The sequence below is a fragment of the Rhizobium sp. BK316 genome (assembly GCF_014193695.1).
In the GTDB taxonomy this organism is placed as follows: domain Bacteria; phylum Pseudomonadota; class Alphaproteobacteria; order Rhizobiales; family Rhizobiaceae; genus Rhizobium.
Genome location: NZ_JACHZR010000001.1, coordinates 313786 through 329516, shown reverse-complemented (window position 1 = coordinate 329516; position 15731 = coordinate 313786). Strand labels below are relative to the sequence as shown.

Annotated in this window: 15 protein-coding genes; 3 read left to right on the top strand and 12 right to left on the bottom strand. The window is 60.6% G+C overall.

Features of this window, described 5'->3' with window-relative positions; all coding sequences use genetic code 11:
- Positions 1-19: 19 nt before the first annotated feature.
- From FHT87_RS01415 to FHT87_RS01405, 3 genes are all read right to left on the bottom strand, one after another.
- A complete protein-coding gene (locus tag FHT87_RS01415) occupies positions 20-856 on the bottom strand; it encodes a MetQ/NlpA family lipoprotein (RefSeq protein WP_183798877.1) in 837 nt (278 codons plus the stop codon).
- A 239-nt stretch (positions 857-1095) separates the two neighbouring features.
- Positions 1096-1656, bottom strand: a complete 561-nt coding sequence (msuE, locus tag FHT87_RS01410) for an FMN reductase (RefSeq protein WP_183798875.1) — start codon at positions 1654-1656, stop codon at positions 1096-1098.
- Positions 1657-1863: 207 nt separating this feature from the next.
- Positions 1864-3066: an MFS transporter gene (locus FHT87_RS01405; protein WP_183733507.1), complete on the bottom strand. Its 1203-nt coding sequence runs from the start codon at positions 3064-3066 to the stop codon at positions 1864-1866.
- A gap of 373 nt (positions 3067-3439) precedes the next feature.
- Between FHT87_RS01405 and FHT87_RS01400 the strand changes: the two genes are divergently transcribed.
- Positions 3440-3898: a helix-turn-helix domain-containing protein gene (locus FHT87_RS01400; protein ID WP_183798872.1), complete on the top strand. Its 459-nt coding sequence runs from the start codon at positions 3440-3442 to the stop codon at positions 3896-3898.
- A 130-nt stretch (positions 3899-4028) separates the two neighbouring features.
- On the opposite strand, the gene FHT87_RS01395 is transcribed toward FHT87_RS01400, so the two are convergent.
- Genes FHT87_RS01395 through FHT87_RS01370 form a run of 6 tightly spaced genes read right to left on the bottom strand, consistent with a single transcriptional unit; the run spans position 4029 to position 10639 of the window.
- The gene (locus FHT87_RS01395) at positions 4029-5045 is read right to left on the bottom strand and encodes an ABC transporter ATP-binding protein (protein WP_246698156.1); all 1017 of its coding nucleotides are present in this window, start codon (positions 5043-5045) and stop codon (positions 4029-4031) included.
- On the bottom strand, positions 5042-6034 hold the full coding sequence (locus tag FHT87_RS01390; RefSeq protein WP_183798869.1) for an ABC transporter ATP-binding protein: 993 nt from the start codon (positions 6032-6034) through the stop codon (positions 5042-5044). Before FHT87_RS01390 ends, FHT87_RS01395 begins: the two co-directional genes overlap by 4 nt.
- On the bottom strand, positions 6031-6939 hold the full coding sequence (locus FHT87_RS01385) for an ABC transporter permease (RefSeq protein WP_183798866.1): 909 nt from the start codon (positions 6937-6939) through the stop codon (positions 6031-6033). The genes FHT87_RS01390 and FHT87_RS01385 overlap by 4 nt, the downstream gene beginning before the upstream one ends.
- Positions 6939-7874: an ABC transporter permease gene (locus FHT87_RS01380; RefSeq protein WP_183798863.1), complete on the bottom strand. Its 936-nt coding sequence runs from the start codon at positions 7872-7874 to the stop codon at positions 6939-6941. Before FHT87_RS01380 ends, FHT87_RS01385 begins: the two co-directional genes overlap by 1 nt.
- A gap of 32 nt (positions 7875-7906) precedes the next feature.
- Positions 7907-9505 carry an ABC transporter substrate-binding protein gene (locus FHT87_RS01375; protein WP_183798860.1) on the bottom strand — a complete coding sequence of 533 codons (1599 nt, stop codon included), beginning with the start codon at positions 9503-9505 and terminating at the stop codon, positions 7907-7909.
- Between the two features lie 27 nt (positions 9506-9532).
- Positions 9533-10639: a mandelate racemase/muconate lactonizing enzyme family protein gene (locus FHT87_RS01370; protein ID WP_183733526.1), complete on the bottom strand. Its 1107-nt coding sequence runs from the start codon at positions 10637-10639 to the stop codon at positions 9533-9535.
- Positions 10640-10755: 116 nt separating this feature from the next.
- On the opposite strand from FHT87_RS01370, the gene FHT87_RS01365 reads away from it, so the two are divergent.
- A complete protein-coding gene (locus FHT87_RS01365) occupies positions 10756-10959 on the top strand; it encodes a hypothetical protein (protein ID WP_183798857.1) in 204 nt (67 codons plus the stop codon).
- 25 nt (positions 10960-10984) lie between these two features.
- On the top strand, positions 10985-12052 hold the full coding sequence (locus tag FHT87_RS01360; RefSeq protein ID WP_183798854.1) for a LacI family DNA-binding transcriptional regulator: 1068 nt from the start codon (positions 10985-10987) through the stop codon (positions 12050-12052).
- Positions 12053-12070: 18 nt separating this feature from the next.
- Here FHT87_RS01360 and lpdA read toward each other — a convergent pair whose 3' ends face one another.
- From lpdA to FHT87_RS01345, 3 genes are read right to left on the bottom strand one after another with little or no spacing between them, the layout of a single operon-like run.
- Positions 12071-13468 carry a dihydrolipoyl dehydrogenase gene (gene lpdA, locus FHT87_RS01355; protein ID WP_183733532.1) on the bottom strand — a complete coding sequence of 466 codons (1398 nt, stop codon included), beginning with the start codon at positions 13466-13468 and terminating at the stop codon, positions 12071-12073.
- 3 nt (positions 13469-13471) lie between these two features.
- On the bottom strand, positions 13472-14713 hold the full coding sequence (locus FHT87_RS01350) for a dihydrolipoamide acetyltransferase family protein (RefSeq protein ID WP_183733535.1): 1242 nt from the start codon (positions 14711-14713) through the stop codon (positions 13472-13474).
- 3 nt (positions 14714-14716) lie between these two features.
- Positions 14717-15730 carry an alpha-ketoacid dehydrogenase subunit beta gene (locus FHT87_RS01345; RefSeq protein WP_183733538.1) on the bottom strand — a complete coding sequence of 338 codons (1014 nt, stop codon included), beginning with the start codon at positions 15728-15730 and terminating at the stop codon, positions 14717-14719.
- Position 15731: the final 1 nt, after the last annotated feature.

The window sequence follows — 15731 nt, the reverse complement described above, 5'->3', positions numbered from 1 at the left end:
CCTGCGGAGGGCGTGTGGATCAATAGGCGCTGAGGCCCGTACCTTTGTACACCTTGTCGAACTCGGCCTTGACCGTATCGTTCTGATAGGAGGAGACGAGGGTCTTCACCCAATCGGCATCCTTGTTTTCTTCCTTCACGGCAATAAAGTTACGATAGGGATTGTCGGCGATCGGCTCCTGCGCGACGCGCTCTGCCGGCGAAAGACCACTCTTCAGCGCCCAGTCGGTGTTGACGACGCCGGCGTCAAGATCATCGATCGAGCGTCCGACAATGCCGGCATCCAGCTCCTTGATCTCGATATTCTTCGGGTTTTCAGCGACATCGGCGATCGTCGCAAGAATGCCCGTGCCGTCCTTCAGCTTGATCAGGCCTTCGTTTTGCAGAACGCGCAACGCACGGCCTTCGTTGGACGGATCGTTCGGCACGCCGATCACGGCACCCTCGGGCAGTTCGGCAACGGACTTGTGCTTCTTGCTGTAGAGGCCGATCGGCCAGACGCCTGTATAGCCAACACGGACGATATGGTAGCCGTTCTGCTTGATCTGGTTGTCGAGATAAGGCTGGTGCTGGAAAGCGTTCGCGTCGATTTCGCCGCGCTCCAGTGCCTCGTTCGGCTGGGTATAGTCGTTGAAGGTGATCGTCTCGATCTTAAGGCCCTTCTTGGCGGCTTCGCTGGTGACGACACGCCAGACATCCTCATCCTCACCGCTCATGATGCCGACCTTGATCGACTTGTCTTCTGCAAAGGAAGGAGCCGGCGCGGCAAAGGCGATGAATGCAGCTGCAGAGGCTGCAACAGTGAGGGCCGCGCGGCGCGAAAGCGAAATGGCGCTGAAATTCTTGTTCTTGGTCATTTTATATCCCGTCTGACTGATGAGGCCGAGCCCCGAGCAGGCGGATAATTGCAAATGCGCTCATTACGAGCGAAGCACGAACGTCCGATGTCTTCTCATCGCCGGAAAAACTCTTGCCGCCTTGTCGATACCGGCAGGATAAAAATTCTATCAAATTTGTGGATTAATGTCAGCATAAAATAACGCTCAAGCAAAAGCGGCGCCCAATGGCGCCGCTGAAATCAGTCTCGGGATGGCATTCATTCCGCTGCGATCAGCGTGGAACTTCTGCCCGGAAAGAAGGCGGTGAGTTCACCGACGACCTCCCCGATGCGCTTGGAAAGCTGTTCGGAGGAAACGCGGTAGTCAGTGAAATCGCGGTCCGAGGCATAGACGGCCGTCGGCAGGGTATGGGTCATGAAGAAGCCGAAGAGCGGGCGAAGCTGATGCTCGACCATCAGCGCATGACGGTCGCCGCCGCCGGTCGCGGTGATGACGATCGGCTTGGCGCGCAGCTCATGTGGATCGATGAGATCGATCAGATGCTTGAAGAGACCCGGATAGCTGCCCTTGAAGGTCGGCGCGCCGATGACGAGGACATCGGCATTGGCGATATCGGCGATGATTTCCCTGGCACGATTGTCGAGGTCGTCACGGCGCAGCGCCTGGCCGAGCGAGGGGCCGACATCCGTCAGGTCGTAGATCGTGTTGTCGAAGCCATATTTTTCGGCGGCGAGGCCGGCAATATTCTCGACCAGCGCAAAAGTCTTCGAGGGACGATTGAAGCTGCCGGCAAGACCGACCAGTTTGGGTGCAGACATGTCATTTCCTTCCACTATCGCGCCGTTACGGGCTGCGTCATGAGACGGATATTATCTATTAAAATAGTAGATTAAAGAAATGACGATCCGTCTTCGCCGAAGGCCGGGGAAAATATGTTCGTTCGAGTGCAACGCCGCGCCATGCGCTTGCCCGGATACCAAAGAGGCACCGAAACGCTTCTCGGTGCCTCTTTCTGAGCGCGAAACTTAAACCGCTCGGTTCTTCGGGATGCGCGGCAGGAAGATGGTGAACAGGCCGAGCAGGGGCAGGTAGGAGCAGATACGATAGACGAAGGCGATACCGTGCGAGTCGGCAAAACCGCCGAGCAAGGCCGCGCCGAGGCCGCCCGCACCGAAGGCGAAACCGAAGAAGACGCCGGCGATCAGGCCGACGCGACCCGGCACCAGCTCCTGCGCGAAGACGACGATAGCCGAGAAGGCAGAGGCGAAGATCAGGCCGATGACGACACTGAGCACGCCTGTCCAGAAAAGGTTCGCATAGGGCAGCAGCAGCGCGAAGGGAATGACGCCGAGGATCGAGAACCAGATGACGAAGCGGGCGCCGAAACGATCACCGATCGGGCCGCCGAGGAAGGTGCCGGTGGCAACAGACCCCAAGAACAGGAAGAGCATGAGCTGCGCCTGCTGCACATCGAGCTGAAAACGGTCGATGACGTAGAAGGTGAAGTAGCTCGAGACGCTTGCCATATAGACGTTCTTCGTCGCCGTCAGCAACACGAGGATGAGCAGCGCCCAGACGACCTTGCTCTGAGGCAGAGGTAGCGTGCGGCTCGGGGCTGCCTTGCTGGCGTTCTGGCGGCGGTGGCTCATGTACCAATTGCCGACCCAGCTCAGGACCACCATTCCGACCATGGCGATGCCGGAAAGCCAGGACACGCTGTGCTGACCGTTCGGCAGCACGATGAAGGCGGCCAACAGCGGACCGATTGCCTGGCCGGCATTGCCGCCCACCTGGAAGAAGGACTGGGCAAAACCGTGGCGGCCGCCGGAAGCAAGACGCGCGACACGCGAGGATTCCGGATGGAAGACGGCCGAACCGAAGCCGATGAGGCTTGCCGCGACCAGCAGCAGCTCGAAACTGCCGGCATTGCCGAGCAGGATCAGTCCGCAGAAGGTGCTCGCCATGCCGACCGGCAGCGAATAAGGCATCGGCCAACGGTCCGTGACGATGCCGACGAGCGGCTGGAGCAGCGAAGCCGTCACCTGGAAGGTCATGGTCAGAAGGCCGATCTGCACGAAATCGAGGTTGTAATTGGCCTTGAAGAGCGGATAGAGCGAGGCAAGCAGCGACTGCATGATGTCGTTGAGCATGTGGCAGAAGCTGACTGCCACCAGGATGGACATTGCTGTCTTTTCAAAGCGGGGGGCGCTCTCGGCAACGGATGCCATGGATCTTCCTCCTGCGCGGCCGGAACCATGCCGGGCCGTCGTCGGTTTTCGTGCGGGCTGTTATTAAGGCGATCGGGCTCGGGAAGTGAATTGTCAGCGGCGGTCGCTGGGAAAAGCATTTATCTTATGAAGAGAAACGATTACAGCCCAGTTTTGCGCGGATCGGTACGCAATTTTAAGATTTTTGTTCGTGATCCTGCAATTCGACCACTTCACACACCGATCCCGCACTGGTGATCGGTCCGGGCCATTTGCCACAGTGCCGAGCATTTTTTGAATGCCTAATATGACATCAAAAACAAATCATAGAAAAGCGGCGCGATGCCGTCTACAAGTCAATGGACTGAAATGCGAAAGAGACAGAAGGTAGGCCATGAACGTCAAGACACCGAACGCGATTGATACCTATGTCGGCATGCGCATGCGCAGGCGCAGGCAGCTTCTCGGCATGAGCCAGGAGCGGCTTGCCGAACAGATCGGCGTTACCTTTCAGCAGGTGCAGAAATACGAAAAGGGCATCAACCGCATCGGCGCAAGCCGCCTGCAGAAAATCGCCGAAGCGCTGCGCACCTCACCGGCCTTCTTTTTCGAACAGGATGATTCGGAAGCGCCGATTTTTGCCGGCCTCGACCTTTCCGCCCCCATCGATCCGGTCGCCGAATTTCTGCGGTCGAAGGAAGGCCTCGTCCTCAACAAGGCCTTCGTAAAGATCGAGGACCGTCGTATCCGCGAGACGATCATCTCGCTCGTCAAAGCGATGGCGCAGGCCGAAAGCAGCGACATTCCGCTGGACCCACTGAGGATGGACGAGCCGGAATCCCGCAGAGAGTGAAAGCGGACGATACCGGTCCATGACCTTCAGGCTCGAGTCAGTTATGCTGATACGCTGCGGCATAGACCTGCCGGTCGAGGGAACAAACGAAGGTTCACCGGCGGGCCTGGTGCACTGAAGGCCGATAGTTTTACCCTGCCTGCGTCAGCGGATTGGGCGTGGCGAAATGGCAGGCCGAGAACTGGTTCGGCGAAACCTCGCGAAGCGCCGGCCGATCGACCTTGCAGATGTCCTTTGCAATCGGACAGCGGGTGTGGAAGCTGCAGCCCGGCGGGACGCGTGATGGACTCGGCACGTCGCCCTGCAGCACGATGCGGTTCGCCTTGCGATCCGGATCGGGCTCGGGAGCAGCCGACAGCAGCGCCTGCGTATAGGGATGCTGCGGCAGGGCATAGACGGATTTCTTCGGTCCGATCTCGACGATCCTGCCGAGATACATCACCGCGACACGGTCTGCGATGTGCCGCACGACCGCGAGATCGTGGGCAATGAAGAGGTAGGAGAATTTTCGCTCGGCCTGTAAATCCTGCAGCAGATTGACGATCTGCGCCTGCACGGACACATCAAGCGCCGAGACCGGTTCGTCGGCGACGATGAATTGCGGGTTGACCGAGATGGCGCGGGCAATGCCGATGCGCTGCCGCTGGCCGCCGGAAAACTGACGCGGATAACGATCCATGAAGCTCGGCGACAGGCCAACCTGCACCAACAGCTCCGCCACGCGCTCGCGCCGTTCTCTCGAAGATTTCGCCAGCCCAAAGACTTCGAGCGGTTCGGAAATGATCTGCGCGATCGAACGGCGCGGGCTGAGCGAGCCGTAAGGGTCCTGGAAGACCATCTGCATTCTGGCGCGCATCATACGCATCTCGGCAGCGCCGAGAGCGGTGATATCACGCCCCTCGAACAGCACCTCGCCATCGGTCGGTTGGATCAGCCGCAACAGAAGACGGCCGAGTGTGGACTTGCCGCAGCCGGATTCACCGACAAGCGCCAGCGTCTCGCCCGGTTTGACGGAAAAGGATGCGCCATCCACGGCGCGCACACTGCCGGAAGAGGAGCTTCCAAACGACAGTCTGCCCGCATCGGAAAAGGTCTTGCCAAGGTCTTTGACGGTCAACAGGTCGTCGACGCTGCTCATCTCTATCATGCTGTTGCTCCGGCGGTGACCCAGCAGGCCGCCTTGTGGCGTTTTGAAACGGTGAACATGGGCGGCATCTCGGCCGCACACTTGTCGATCCGGTCGCTGCAGCGGGCATAAAAGGGACAGCTCTGCTTGACCGTGCCGGCGAGCGGCACGGAACCGGGGATCTGATAGAGACGCGAGCGTTCGTCATCGAGACGCGGAATGGATTGCAGCAGGCCGCGCGTGTAGGGGTGGCTTGGATTCCTGAAGATCGAGCGGACATCGGCGTCCTCGACCACTCGCCCCGCATACATGACAATGACCCGATCGCAGACTTCAGCGATCACCCCAAGATCGTGCGAAATCAGCAGCACGGCCGTGTTCAGCGTCTTTCGCACCCTCGCCATCAGGTCAAGCACCTGCGCCTGGATGGTGACGTCGAGTGCGGTCGTCGGCTCATCAGCAATCAGAAGTTTCGGATTGCAGGCGACCGCCATGGCGATCATCACGCGCTGGCGCATCCCACCCGAAAACTGGTGCGGATAGGCATCGAGACGTCCCTCCGGATTAGGGATGCCGACGAGCTCCAGGAGTTCGATGATGCGGGCACGGCGCTCTCCGCGGCTCATCTTCTCATGCAGCATGATCGCTTCGCCGATCTGATCGCCGATTGTCATGACCGGGTTCAGCGAACTCATCGGCTCCTGAAAGATCATCGCGATATCGCGGCCGCGGATTTCGGGCAGCTTCGTCTTCGGCAGATCGAGAAGATTGACGCCTTCGAGCTCGATGCGCCCTTGGGCGATACGGCCAGGCGGGTTGGGGATCAACCCCATGATCGCCAGCGATGTGATCGACTTGCCCGAGCCGGACTCGCCGACGATGCCGACCGAACCACCGGCTTCGATCTCGAAGGATACGCCGTTCACCACACGGATCGGCGAATCCTTCGGGCCGAACTCGACGGCGATATTATCGACCTTGAGCAATGGAGACTGCGTTTTTGACGTCATTGGTTCGTCTCCGGGTCCAGCATGTCGCGCACCGCATCGCCGATCAGGTTGAAGGACAGCACCACGCAGGTGATGGCGAAACCGGCGGCAATGATTGGCCAGGGCGATCCGAAGAGATTGTTGAGACCATCGCGGATGATATTGCCCCAGCTCGGATTGGGAGCGCGGGTGCCGATGCCGAGAAAGCTCAGCGAGGCTTCCAGACGAATGGCGGAGGCGACCCAGAGCGTCATCAACACGACGATTGGTGCCGCAATGTTCGGAATGACGTGCCGGAAGATGATGACGGGCGTGCGCACGCCTACGGCAATGGCCGCCTCCACATAGGGTTCCTGCTTAACCGACAGGGTCGAGGCGCGGGCCACACGGGCAAAACCGGGAATGAAGGCGACGGTGATGACGGCAATGATGTTCCAGAAGGCGCCACCGAGCACGGCTGCGATGATGATCGCGAGCAGGAGCTCAGGAAAAGCAAGCAACAGATCGATGAGGCGGCTGATGATACGATCAACCAGCCCGCCGAAATAGCCGGCGGTCACGCCGAGCGCGGTGCCGAGCAGCGCGGCCAGCGCAGGCGAGATCAGGCCGAAGAGCAGCGAATTGCGCGAACCGTGGATCATGCGCGAGAGGACATCGCGCCCGAACTGGTCCGTACCCAACCAGTGCGCGGCCGATGGAGCCTTGTTGATTGAGAGGACGCTTTGGGCCAGCGGATCATAAGACGCAAGCATCGGCGCAAAGACCGCAATCACGAAGAAGACGAGCGCGATCGCCAGCGCAAAGAGGGTCGATGGTCGTCGCAGCAGGGTTCGGGACAGAAGCGACAACAGGCCTGGCGCAGGTGCCAGCAAGGGCTGTTCTGCAACCTGCAAAGGTGATCCCGACGTTTGAGTGATGGTGCTCATTATTTCACCCGGATGCGAGGATCGATGACGATATAGAGAAGATCCATCACCAGATTGATGAGGAGGACGAGAAGCGCGAAGACAACGACGCCGCCCTGGATGATGCCGTAATCACGCTCATTGATCGCCTGTATGAGGAGGCGTCCGAGACCAGGCCTGTTGAAGACCAGCTCAACGGCAACCGAGCCAGACAGCGTGGCAAGCAGACTGAGACCCATGCCGGTCGAGAGCGGCAGCAGCGCATTGCGCAGACCGTGGCGATAGATGACGCGTGGCTCGCGGGCGCCTTTGGCGCGAGCGGTGCGGACATAATCCTTGCCGAGCGTTTCCAGAAGTGCGGTTCGCGACAGCCGGCCGATGAAAGCGGCCTTCACCAGTGCGAGCGTCAACGCCGGAAGGACGATATGGTACATGCGGTCCATGAAACCATCGCCACCACCATTGATCGGGAACCAGCCGAGGTTCAGCGCAAAGCCGATCAGCAGCAGTGCGCCGAGATAGAAATCCGGAATGGCATAACCGAGCAGGGCAAAGACGCGCATGCCGGAATCCGGCAGCCGGTCGCGGTGGGTTGCGGCCAGCACGCCGAGGGGCACACCCGCACCAACGCCGATGATCATCGCCGCAACGGTGAGTTCGATCGTGTAGGGCAGATTGGCGGCGATCAGGTTCAGCACCGGCTCGCCGTTCATATAGGACTGGCCGAAATCGAGGCTGAGCACGCCGATGAGGAAGTTGATGTATTGCTGCCAGAGCGGCACATCGAGCCCCATCTTGTGGCGGAAGGCTGCCAGTTGCTCCGGGAGAGCCATATCTCCCAGAGCCGCAATCGCCGGATCGCCAGGCAGGATACGCATCGCGATGAACACGAGCGTGAGCACCAGCCAGATTGTCGGAATGGCATCCGCCAGCCGGAGGAGAAAATATCTAGCCATGGTCATTCACTCGTATTCATCGCGACTTGTGATCAGGCCGTCTTGGTCGCGTGGTGGAAGCGCCAGCGCGCATAGCCGCTCTGTACCTTGTAGCCGAGGTCAAGGCGTGCGTTGCGGGCGACCGTGAAGGAGAGCGTCGACATGCCGATCAGCGGCAGATCACGCAGGACCTGAAGTTCGATCTGCCTGCAATAGTCGACATAGGTCTTATAGTCGGTCGCCTGCAGCGCCTTGGCAAGCAGGTCGTCGATACCGGGCATGGCCACGCCGTAGTGGCTGTAATTGATGCCACCCGTTCCGTCCGGCTTGACTTCCGCCTTGGTCGAAAGCTGCTGCGTATAGAGCTGCGTCGGGATCGGCGGATAGCTCGACGAATGCAGTGCCAGCGTGTTTTTGTCGTGCTGATTGTCGGCATGATAGGCGGTGTGGTCGCCGATGTGCAGGTTCATGCGCATGCCGACAGCACGCAGTTGCTCCTGCACGATCAGCATGATCGACGCATAGTCCTCGCGCTGGCTGACATTGCTGTCGAAGTCGAAACCATCGGGGAAGCCGGCTTCGACGAGCAGAGCCTTGGCCTTGTCAGGATCGTAATTGTACTGAAGATCCGGCGGCAAATCTTCGGTCTTGAAGGCACCCGGGAAAGACTCGGGTTGCAGGTCGGCGGTAAAGCCCCCCATCGGCTTCATGGCCTCGGCAACCGCATGGCGATCGACAGCATACATGATCGCCTGACGCACCTTGATATTGTCGAAGGGCTTGCGTTTGAGGTTGATATGCAGCGTGTTGAACGAACCCGGCGACGTCATGTCGAACTGCAGGGTCGAGTCGCGCTGCAACATGGAGTCGACCCAGCCCGGTGCGCGGACGGCTTCGATCATATCGACATCACCTGCCAGCAGCGCCAGCGTGCGCGCCGTCGTGTCGGCGATGTAGACGGATTCGACCTTGGCGACCTTCGCTTTCTCGCCCCAATAAGTTTCATGACGCTTAAGCGCCGTGCCCCACTTGCTTTCGAAACGCGTAAGTTCGTAGGGACCGGTGCCGACCGCATCGGTCTTGAACTTCTCCGCACCCATCTGATCGACAGCTTTCTTGGACACGACCGCGGTATTGTTGAGGAAGATCGACGTACCCAGCAGGTTCACGTCGGAATTCTTCAGCGTGATGACGACCTCATAGGGACCGGTAGCGACGACATCGGCGATATTCGACAGGATCGGCTTGTTCGTGCCGTCGGCCATGGCACGCTTGAAAGAGAAGACGACGTCTTCGGACGTCATTTCACCAAAACCCTTGTGGAACTGCACGCCCTGACGGAGTTTGAAGGTCCAGGTCTTAGCATCCGACGAGGCAGACCATTCGATTGCAAGCGTGGGCCGGTACTGGTCCGGCGTCGTCGCGAACGTGCCGTCATCCGGGCGAACGAGCTGTTCGTACATCTGCTCGGTCGCCCAGTTGTCGCCGCCCTGCGTCGTGTAGTTCGGATCGCTGGTGCGCGGGCCGTTAGCGGCAATGCCGATGCGAATAGTGTCGGGATCGCTCGCCGCACGGGCGAGAGCGGGTCCGAGCATGCCCATCGCAGCTGTGGCTGCGCTCAATTCCAGAAATTGGCGTCTTCTCAAGTTCATGTCATTTCCTCCCATGTGACAGAATATTCAGCTTCGCCGCTTGTCGAGCTCGGCATCGTTGACGATTAGGCCGAGGCCCGGGCCGGACGGCACCTTGAACTTGCCGTCTTCCGGAATCGGCGGATTGGCGAAGCCGACATGCATGCGTGTCGACGGATCGGAGAATTCGGCGGGCTTGGTGTTGTGCATCAGCGTTGCCAGCACATGCAGGTTCGCCACGTGGGCGATGGTCGGCTGCGTCTGGTGCGGAACGAGCTCGACGCCGTGGGCAAAGCAGATCGACGCGCACTGCATGAGACCGGTAATGCCGCCCATCTTGACGATGTCAGGCTGTACCATGCGCACGCCCGCATTGATCATGTCGACGACGGCCTGGGTCGTATAGGACTGTTCGGCGGCCGACACGGTGATGTCGAGGCGCTGGGCGACCTCGCCCATGGCGCGCACGTTATAGTGCTGGACCGGCTCTTCGAACCAGACATAACCGAGCTCTTCGAGCGCGCGGCCGACGCGGATGGCGCCGCCGACGGAATATTGGTTGTTGGCGTCGAAAGCGAGCGGGAAATCGTCGCCCACCAGCTTGCGCACGGCCTTGGCCTTGGCGATGTCGCCCGGAATGTCATAGTCCTGACGCGTACGGTCGCCGTCCCAGCGGATTTTGATAGCGGCCGGCTTTTCGGTCTTCCAGCGCTGCTCGACCAGGCGAACAGTTTCATCGACGGTGCGGCCGGCATTGTTGCCGATCGAGGCATAGAAAGGCAGTTCCGTGCACCAGGCGCCGCCGAGCAGCTTGTAGACGGGCTGATTGAAATACTTGCCCTTGATATCCCAAAGAGCGATATCGAGGGCGGCAAGCGCGCCGGTAACGGCGCCTTCCGGACCGAGCTTCACATATTTATGCAGCAAACGGTCGTAGAGGACCGCCTGGTCGAGCGCATCGGCGCCGATGAGCGAGGCTGCGAAATCTCGGACGACGCCGAGCGAGTGCTCGCCGCCCATCATCGGCGAGGCTTCGCCATGGCCGACGATACCGTCTTCGGTCGTCACGCGCACGAAGGCTGTGCGGCGACCCGGCGGCTCGTTGGGCTCCCACTTCACCTGAAAAGCTTCGACGGACTTGATGATCGTACCCACTGGCATTCCCTCGGAGAACGCGCCTTTTTCAGCGCCGATATTGTCGTTGATGGGAGCATCAACTAATTTGCATCCGTATGCAACATGGCGATTGGCTTGAAATCGGAACAGGTTTTATGTCAGAATCTGCAAAAATACCGGTTCCGGATATCCAACATAAGAAAGCCAGAGTATTCCTTATTTCATGGGATGTTTTGACGCTGCAACGCACGCATTCATCTCTTTTCGAAAGCGAAAAGCTATCAAAGGAAGAATCGGCAGCCATGCGCAGGAAGCGGTTGAAATTATTGCATCCGAATGCAAAAAGGATGGGAAGATAAGGACTGGCAACCGGGGAAATGGATCATGCGCAAACAGGGATTACCGTCCTTGCAGGGGGAGCCGTCCGGTGAAGCGCTGAGCCGCAAGCCGATGACGGCTCGTGAATTGGCGCGTATGCTCGGCGTAAGCCAGTCGGCCGTCTCGCGCGCATTTACCCCGGGCGCGAGCATCGCGGCGGATCTGCGTGAGCGGATCCTGAAATATGCGGCTGAAGTTGACTATCAGCCGAACGCGATCGCCAGCATGCTGTCGAAGAGCCGGACGAACATCATCGGCATCGTCGTCTCCGATATGCAGAACCCCTTCTATCCGGGTCTCATCGAGAAACTCTCCCGGTCGCTGCAGCGCATCGGCCTGCAGAGCCTTCTCTTCAACATCACCAAGGGCTCCAACCTCGAGGAGCAGCTCTCGGCGCTACGCCGCTATAACGTGGACGCCGTCATCGTCATTTCTGCTACCATCCTCTCGGGTTCTACATTGAGCTGGGCAACGGAAGGCCGTCCCGCCATCCTGATCAACCGCGTCATCGAAGATACCAACCTCAGCTGTGTCGCCTGCAACAATGCCGAGGGCGCCCGGGCGCTGGCCGATCATTTCTATCAGCAGGGCGCTCGCAGGGTCGCCTACGTCGCCGGCCTCAGCCACACGACCACCAACCGCGAACGCCAGAACGGTTTCGTCACGCGGATTGCGGAGCTTGGCATGACGCTGAGCGCCCAGATCGAAGGACAGGAATACAGCTATTATGCCGGCCGCAAGGCCGCACTCGAAATCGCGGCCAAGAAGAGCACCGACGCGATTTTCTTTGCCAACGACATCCTGGCAATCGGCGGCATCGATGCGCTGCGGGAAGAAGTCGGCTGCCGCGTTCCTGACGACATCTTCGTTGCGGGTTTCGATGACATTCCGATGGCCGGCTGGCCGCATTACAACCTCACCACCTTTCGCCAGCCGGTCGACGAAATTGTCCGGGTCGTCGTTGAAATGATCGAGGGAGATACGTCGGCGCTGCTGCGGGCAGCGACGATCATCCGCTTGTCGGGAGAACTCGTCGCAAGACGCTCGACCGGCGCAGAGCCAAAGGCGCAGTAAGACAGATTGCACCCAAGCTCACATATGCAGCGCGTTCCCCAAGGCTTTGAGTGCGGCTTCCATCACCGCCTCGCTGCGGGTTGGATGAGCATGGATCGTGCCGGCGATATCTTCCAGCCGGGCACCCATTTCGATGGCGAGCGCAAAGGCGGCCGAAAGTTCCGAGACACCAGCGCCCACCGCCTGCAGGCCGAGCACGAGATTGGTATCTGCCCTTGCCACCACCCGCACGAACCCCTCCTCCGAAAGCATGGTCATCGCCCGCCCATTGGCGCTGAAGGGAAACTGGCCAGTCCTGATATCATAGCCCTGGGCGCGCGCTTCCGCCGGTGACAGGCCGGCGCTGACGATCTCCGGATCTGTGAAACAAATCGCCGGGATGCAGTGCTTGTCCCAGGCGCGTTTCCTGCCCGCAACGATTTCCGCGACCATCTCCCCTTGGGCCATGGCCCGATGCGCCAGCATCGGCTCGCCGGTGACATCGCCGATGGCATAGATGCCGCGCATGGAGGTGCGGCAACGATCGTCGATCCTGAGATAGGGGCCGGCGCGATCGAGGTCGAGCTCTTCGAGGCCCGAGCCCGCCGTTCTCGGACGGCGGCCGACCGTCACGAGAATACGGTCCGCGGCAAGTGCCTGCTGCCGACCGTCGGGCGTTTCTATGACAAGTCCTTCGCCGGTATCGGACAGGCCGATTGCCTTGGCACCGGTCAGCACGCGAATGCCCCGCTCGGTCAATTTGCGCATGACAGGCCGCACCAAGTCCGCGTCATATAACGGCAGCACCTGCTGCGTGGCTTCGACCACCGTTACCTGAGATCCCATCTTCGCAAAGGCTGTCCCGAGCTCCAGCCCGATATAGCCGCCGCCGACGACGACGAGATTTCTCGGCAATTCCCCCAATGACAGCGCCTCTGTCGAGGAGATGACGCGGCCGCCGAAAGGCAGGTTCGGGAGTTCCACCGGATCGGAGCCTGTCGCAATCACCACGGTCTCGGCGCGGATGATCTGCTGGCCGGTTTCTGTTTCGACCTCCACCGTCTTGCCGTCCCGGAAGTGCGCGCGACCGTGCACGATCTTGACCCGTGCCCTCTGTAAGAGACCGGAGACACCACTGGTCAGCCGGCCGACAATGCCATCCTTCCAGGCGACTGTCCGGGCGAGGTCGATGGAGGCGCCCTCGACACGGATACCCATCGGGTTCTTGCCCGCCAGCATGCTTTGCGCAGCATCGAATTCCTCTGCCGCATGAATAAGCGCCTTGGAGGGAATGCAGCCGACCGTCAGGCAGGTGCCGCCGGGCTTGCCGGCCTCGACGATGACGGTATCGATACCAAGCTGGCCGGCACGGATGGCGCAGACATAACCACCGGGGCCGGCGCCGATGACGAGGAGCTTGCAGACAATCTCTTTCATGGCTCAGCCTTCGATGAAAATGAGCGCCGGCGTTTCGAGCAGCGTGCGAATACGCTGCACGAAGGTTGCCGCATCCCAGCCGTCGATGATGCGGTGATCGAAGCTGGAGGAAAGGTTCATCATCTTGCGCGGCACGAATTGCGTGCCGTCCCAGACCGGCCGCGTGGCAATCTTGTTGACGCCGATAATCGCCACTTCCGGATGATTGATGACGGGTGTCGAGACGATGCCGCCGAGCGCGCCGAGCGAGCTGATGGTGATCGTCGAGCCTGACAGTTCGTCGCGTGTCGCTGTGCCGGAGCGCGCAGCCTCTGCCAGCCGGTTCATTTCGATAGCACAATCGAAGATGCCACGCGCTTCGGCATGGTGCACGACGGGCACGGTCAGGCCCGCCGGGGTCTGCGTCGCGATGCCGATATGCACGGCGCTGTAACGCGTGATAATGCCGGCATCGTCGTCGAAGGTGGCGTTGACATCGGGCTGTTCGGAGATCGCCTTGACCAGAGCCCGCATCAAGAAGGGCAGGACCGTCAGCTTGGGATGACCGGCCTTGCGGTCGGCATTCATGGTTGCGCGCAGTTCCTCGAGCGCCGTCATATCCACCTCCTCCACATAGGTGATGTGGGGAATGCGCGACGTCGAGAGCACCATCTTCTCTGCGATACGGCGGCGAAGGCCGGTCAGCTTGATCTCTTCGGTCGTCGTCTTCTTCGCCAGACCAGTTCGTGCCGAGACAGGCGCTGCACCCTGGTTCAGGAACTGTTCGACATCCTCACGCAGGATGCGGCCAGCCGGCCCGGTGCCCTGTACCTGCCGCAGATCCACGCCGCTCTCGCGCGCAAAGAGCCGTACGGACGGCGCGGCAAGCGGTTTTTCGGCAGGTGAGGATGGAGATGGGGTTGCGGGTGCGGGCGGCTTCGGAGCGGGTTTGGACGCCTCCACTTTCACCGGCTCGGCAAGCTGCGGCTGCGAGGGTGCTTCAAGCTTCGTTGCGCCGATCTCCCCCGATGTCTCGATGCGCACCAGCGGCGCCTTGACGGCAATGCGGTCGCCGATCTCTCCGGCAAGCCAGGTCACCCTACCGCTGACAGGCGACGGGATTTCCACCGTGGCCTTGTCGGTCATGACAGCTGCGATCACCATGTCCTCGCGCACCGGATCGCCCGTCTTCACATGCCATTCCACGAGCTCAGCCTCGGCGACGCCTTCGCCGACATCGGGCATCTTGATGGTGAATTCGCCCATGGCTCAGGCCTCCATGACTTCGGCGAGCGCCCGCCCGACGCGGCCGGGTCCAGGGAAATAATCCCATTCCTGCGCGTGCGGATAGGGCGTGTCCCAGCCGGCGACGCGCACGACCGGGGCTTCGAGCTGATAGAAGCAATGTTCCTGCACCAACGAAACGACCTCCGCGCCGAAACCGGAGGTCAGCGTGGCTTCGTGAACCACGACGCAGCGCCCGGTCTTGGTGACGGATTTGACGATCGTATCGAGATCAAGCGGAAGGAGGCTTCTGAGATCGATCACCTCGGCGTCGATGCCGACATCCTCGGCAGCGGCAAGCGCCACATGCACCATCGTGCCGTAAGCGACGACAGTCACGGCCGAGCCCGTGCGCCGCACCTCGGCCTTGCCGATCGGGATCGTATAGTGCCCCTCCGGCACTTCGCCGAGATCATGCTTCGACCATGGTGTCACCGGTCTTTCGTGGTGACCGTCGAAGGGTCCGTTATAGAGCCGCTTCGGCTCCAGGAACATGACGGGATCGGGATCCTCGATGGCTGATATCAGCAGGCCCTTGGCGTCGTAAGGATTGGAGGGCACGACCACTTTCAGGCCGCAGACATGGGTGAAAAGCGCTTCCGGGCTCTGGCTGTGCGTCTGGCCGCCAAAAATGCCGCCGCCGGTCGGCATGCGCACGACGATCGGGCAGGTGAAATCGCCGTTGGAGCGATAGCGGATACGCGCCGCTTCCTGGGTCAGCTGATCGTAAGCCGGATACATATAGTCGGCGAACTGGATCTCGACGCAGGGCTTCAGCCCATAGGCGGCCATGCCGATTGCCGTGCCGACGATACCGGATTCGCTGATCGGCGTGTCGAAACAGCGCGTCTTGCCGTATTTTGCCTGCAGGCCCTGCGTGCAGCGGAAAACGCCGCCGAAATAGCCGACATCCTCACCGAACACCACGACATTGTCGTCGCGCGCCATCGAGACGTCCATGGCGCTGCGCACGGCCTCGATCATCGTCATCCGGGCCATA

Coding starts and splice junctions, on each gene's coding strand:
- FHT87_RS01345 (WP_183733538.1), bottom strand. CDS start 15,730: ATGGCCCGGATGACGATGATCGAGGCCGTGCGCAGCGCCATGGACGTC.
- lpdA (WP_183733532.1), bottom strand. CDS start 13,468: ATGAAAGAGATTGTCTGCAAGCTCCTCGTCATCGGCGCCGGCCCCGGT.
- FHT87_RS01360 (WP_183798854.1), top strand. CDS start 10,985: ATGCGCAAACAGGGATTACCGTCCTTGCAGGGGGAGCCGTCCGGTGAA.
- FHT87_RS01375 (WP_183798860.1), bottom strand. CDS start 9,505: ATGAACTTGAGAAGACGCCAATTTCTGGAATTGAGCGCAGCCACAGCT.
- FHT87_RS01405 (WP_183733507.1), bottom strand. CDS start 3,066: ATGGCATCCGTTGCCGAGAGCGCCCCCCGCTTTGAAAAGACAGCAATG.
- FHT87_RS01415 (WP_183798877.1), bottom strand. CDS start 856: ATGACCAAGAACAAGAATTTCAGCGCCATTTCGCTTTCGCGCCGCGCG.
- FHT87_RS01390 (WP_183798869.1), bottom strand. CDS start 6,034: ATGACGTCAAAAACGCAGTCTCCATTGCTCAAGGTCGATAATATCGCC.
- FHT87_RS01395 (WP_246698156.1), bottom strand. CDS start 5,045: ATGATAGAGATGAGCAGCGTCGACGACCTGTTGACCGTCAAAGACCTT.
- FHT87_RS01400 (WP_183798872.1), top strand. CDS start 3,440: ATGAACGTCAAGACACCGAACGCGATTGATACCTATGTCGGCATGCGC.
- FHT87_RS01380 (WP_183798863.1), bottom strand. CDS start 7,874: ATGGCTAGATATTTTCTCCTCCGGCTGGCGGATGCCATTCCGACAATC.
- FHT87_RS01350 (WP_183733535.1), bottom strand. CDS start 14,713: ATGGGCGAATTCACCATCAAGATGCCCGATGTCGGCGAAGGCGTCGCC.
- msuE (WP_183798875.1), bottom strand. CDS start 1,656: ATGTCTGCACCCAAACTGGTCGGTCTTGCCGGCAGCTTCAATCGTCCC.
- FHT87_RS01365 (WP_183798857.1), top strand. CDS start 10,756: ATGTCAGAATCTGCAAAAATACCGGTTCCGGATATCCAACATAAGAAA.
- FHT87_RS01385 (WP_183798866.1), bottom strand. CDS start 6,939: ATGAGCACCATCACTCAAACGTCGGGATCACCTTTGCAGGTTGCAGAA.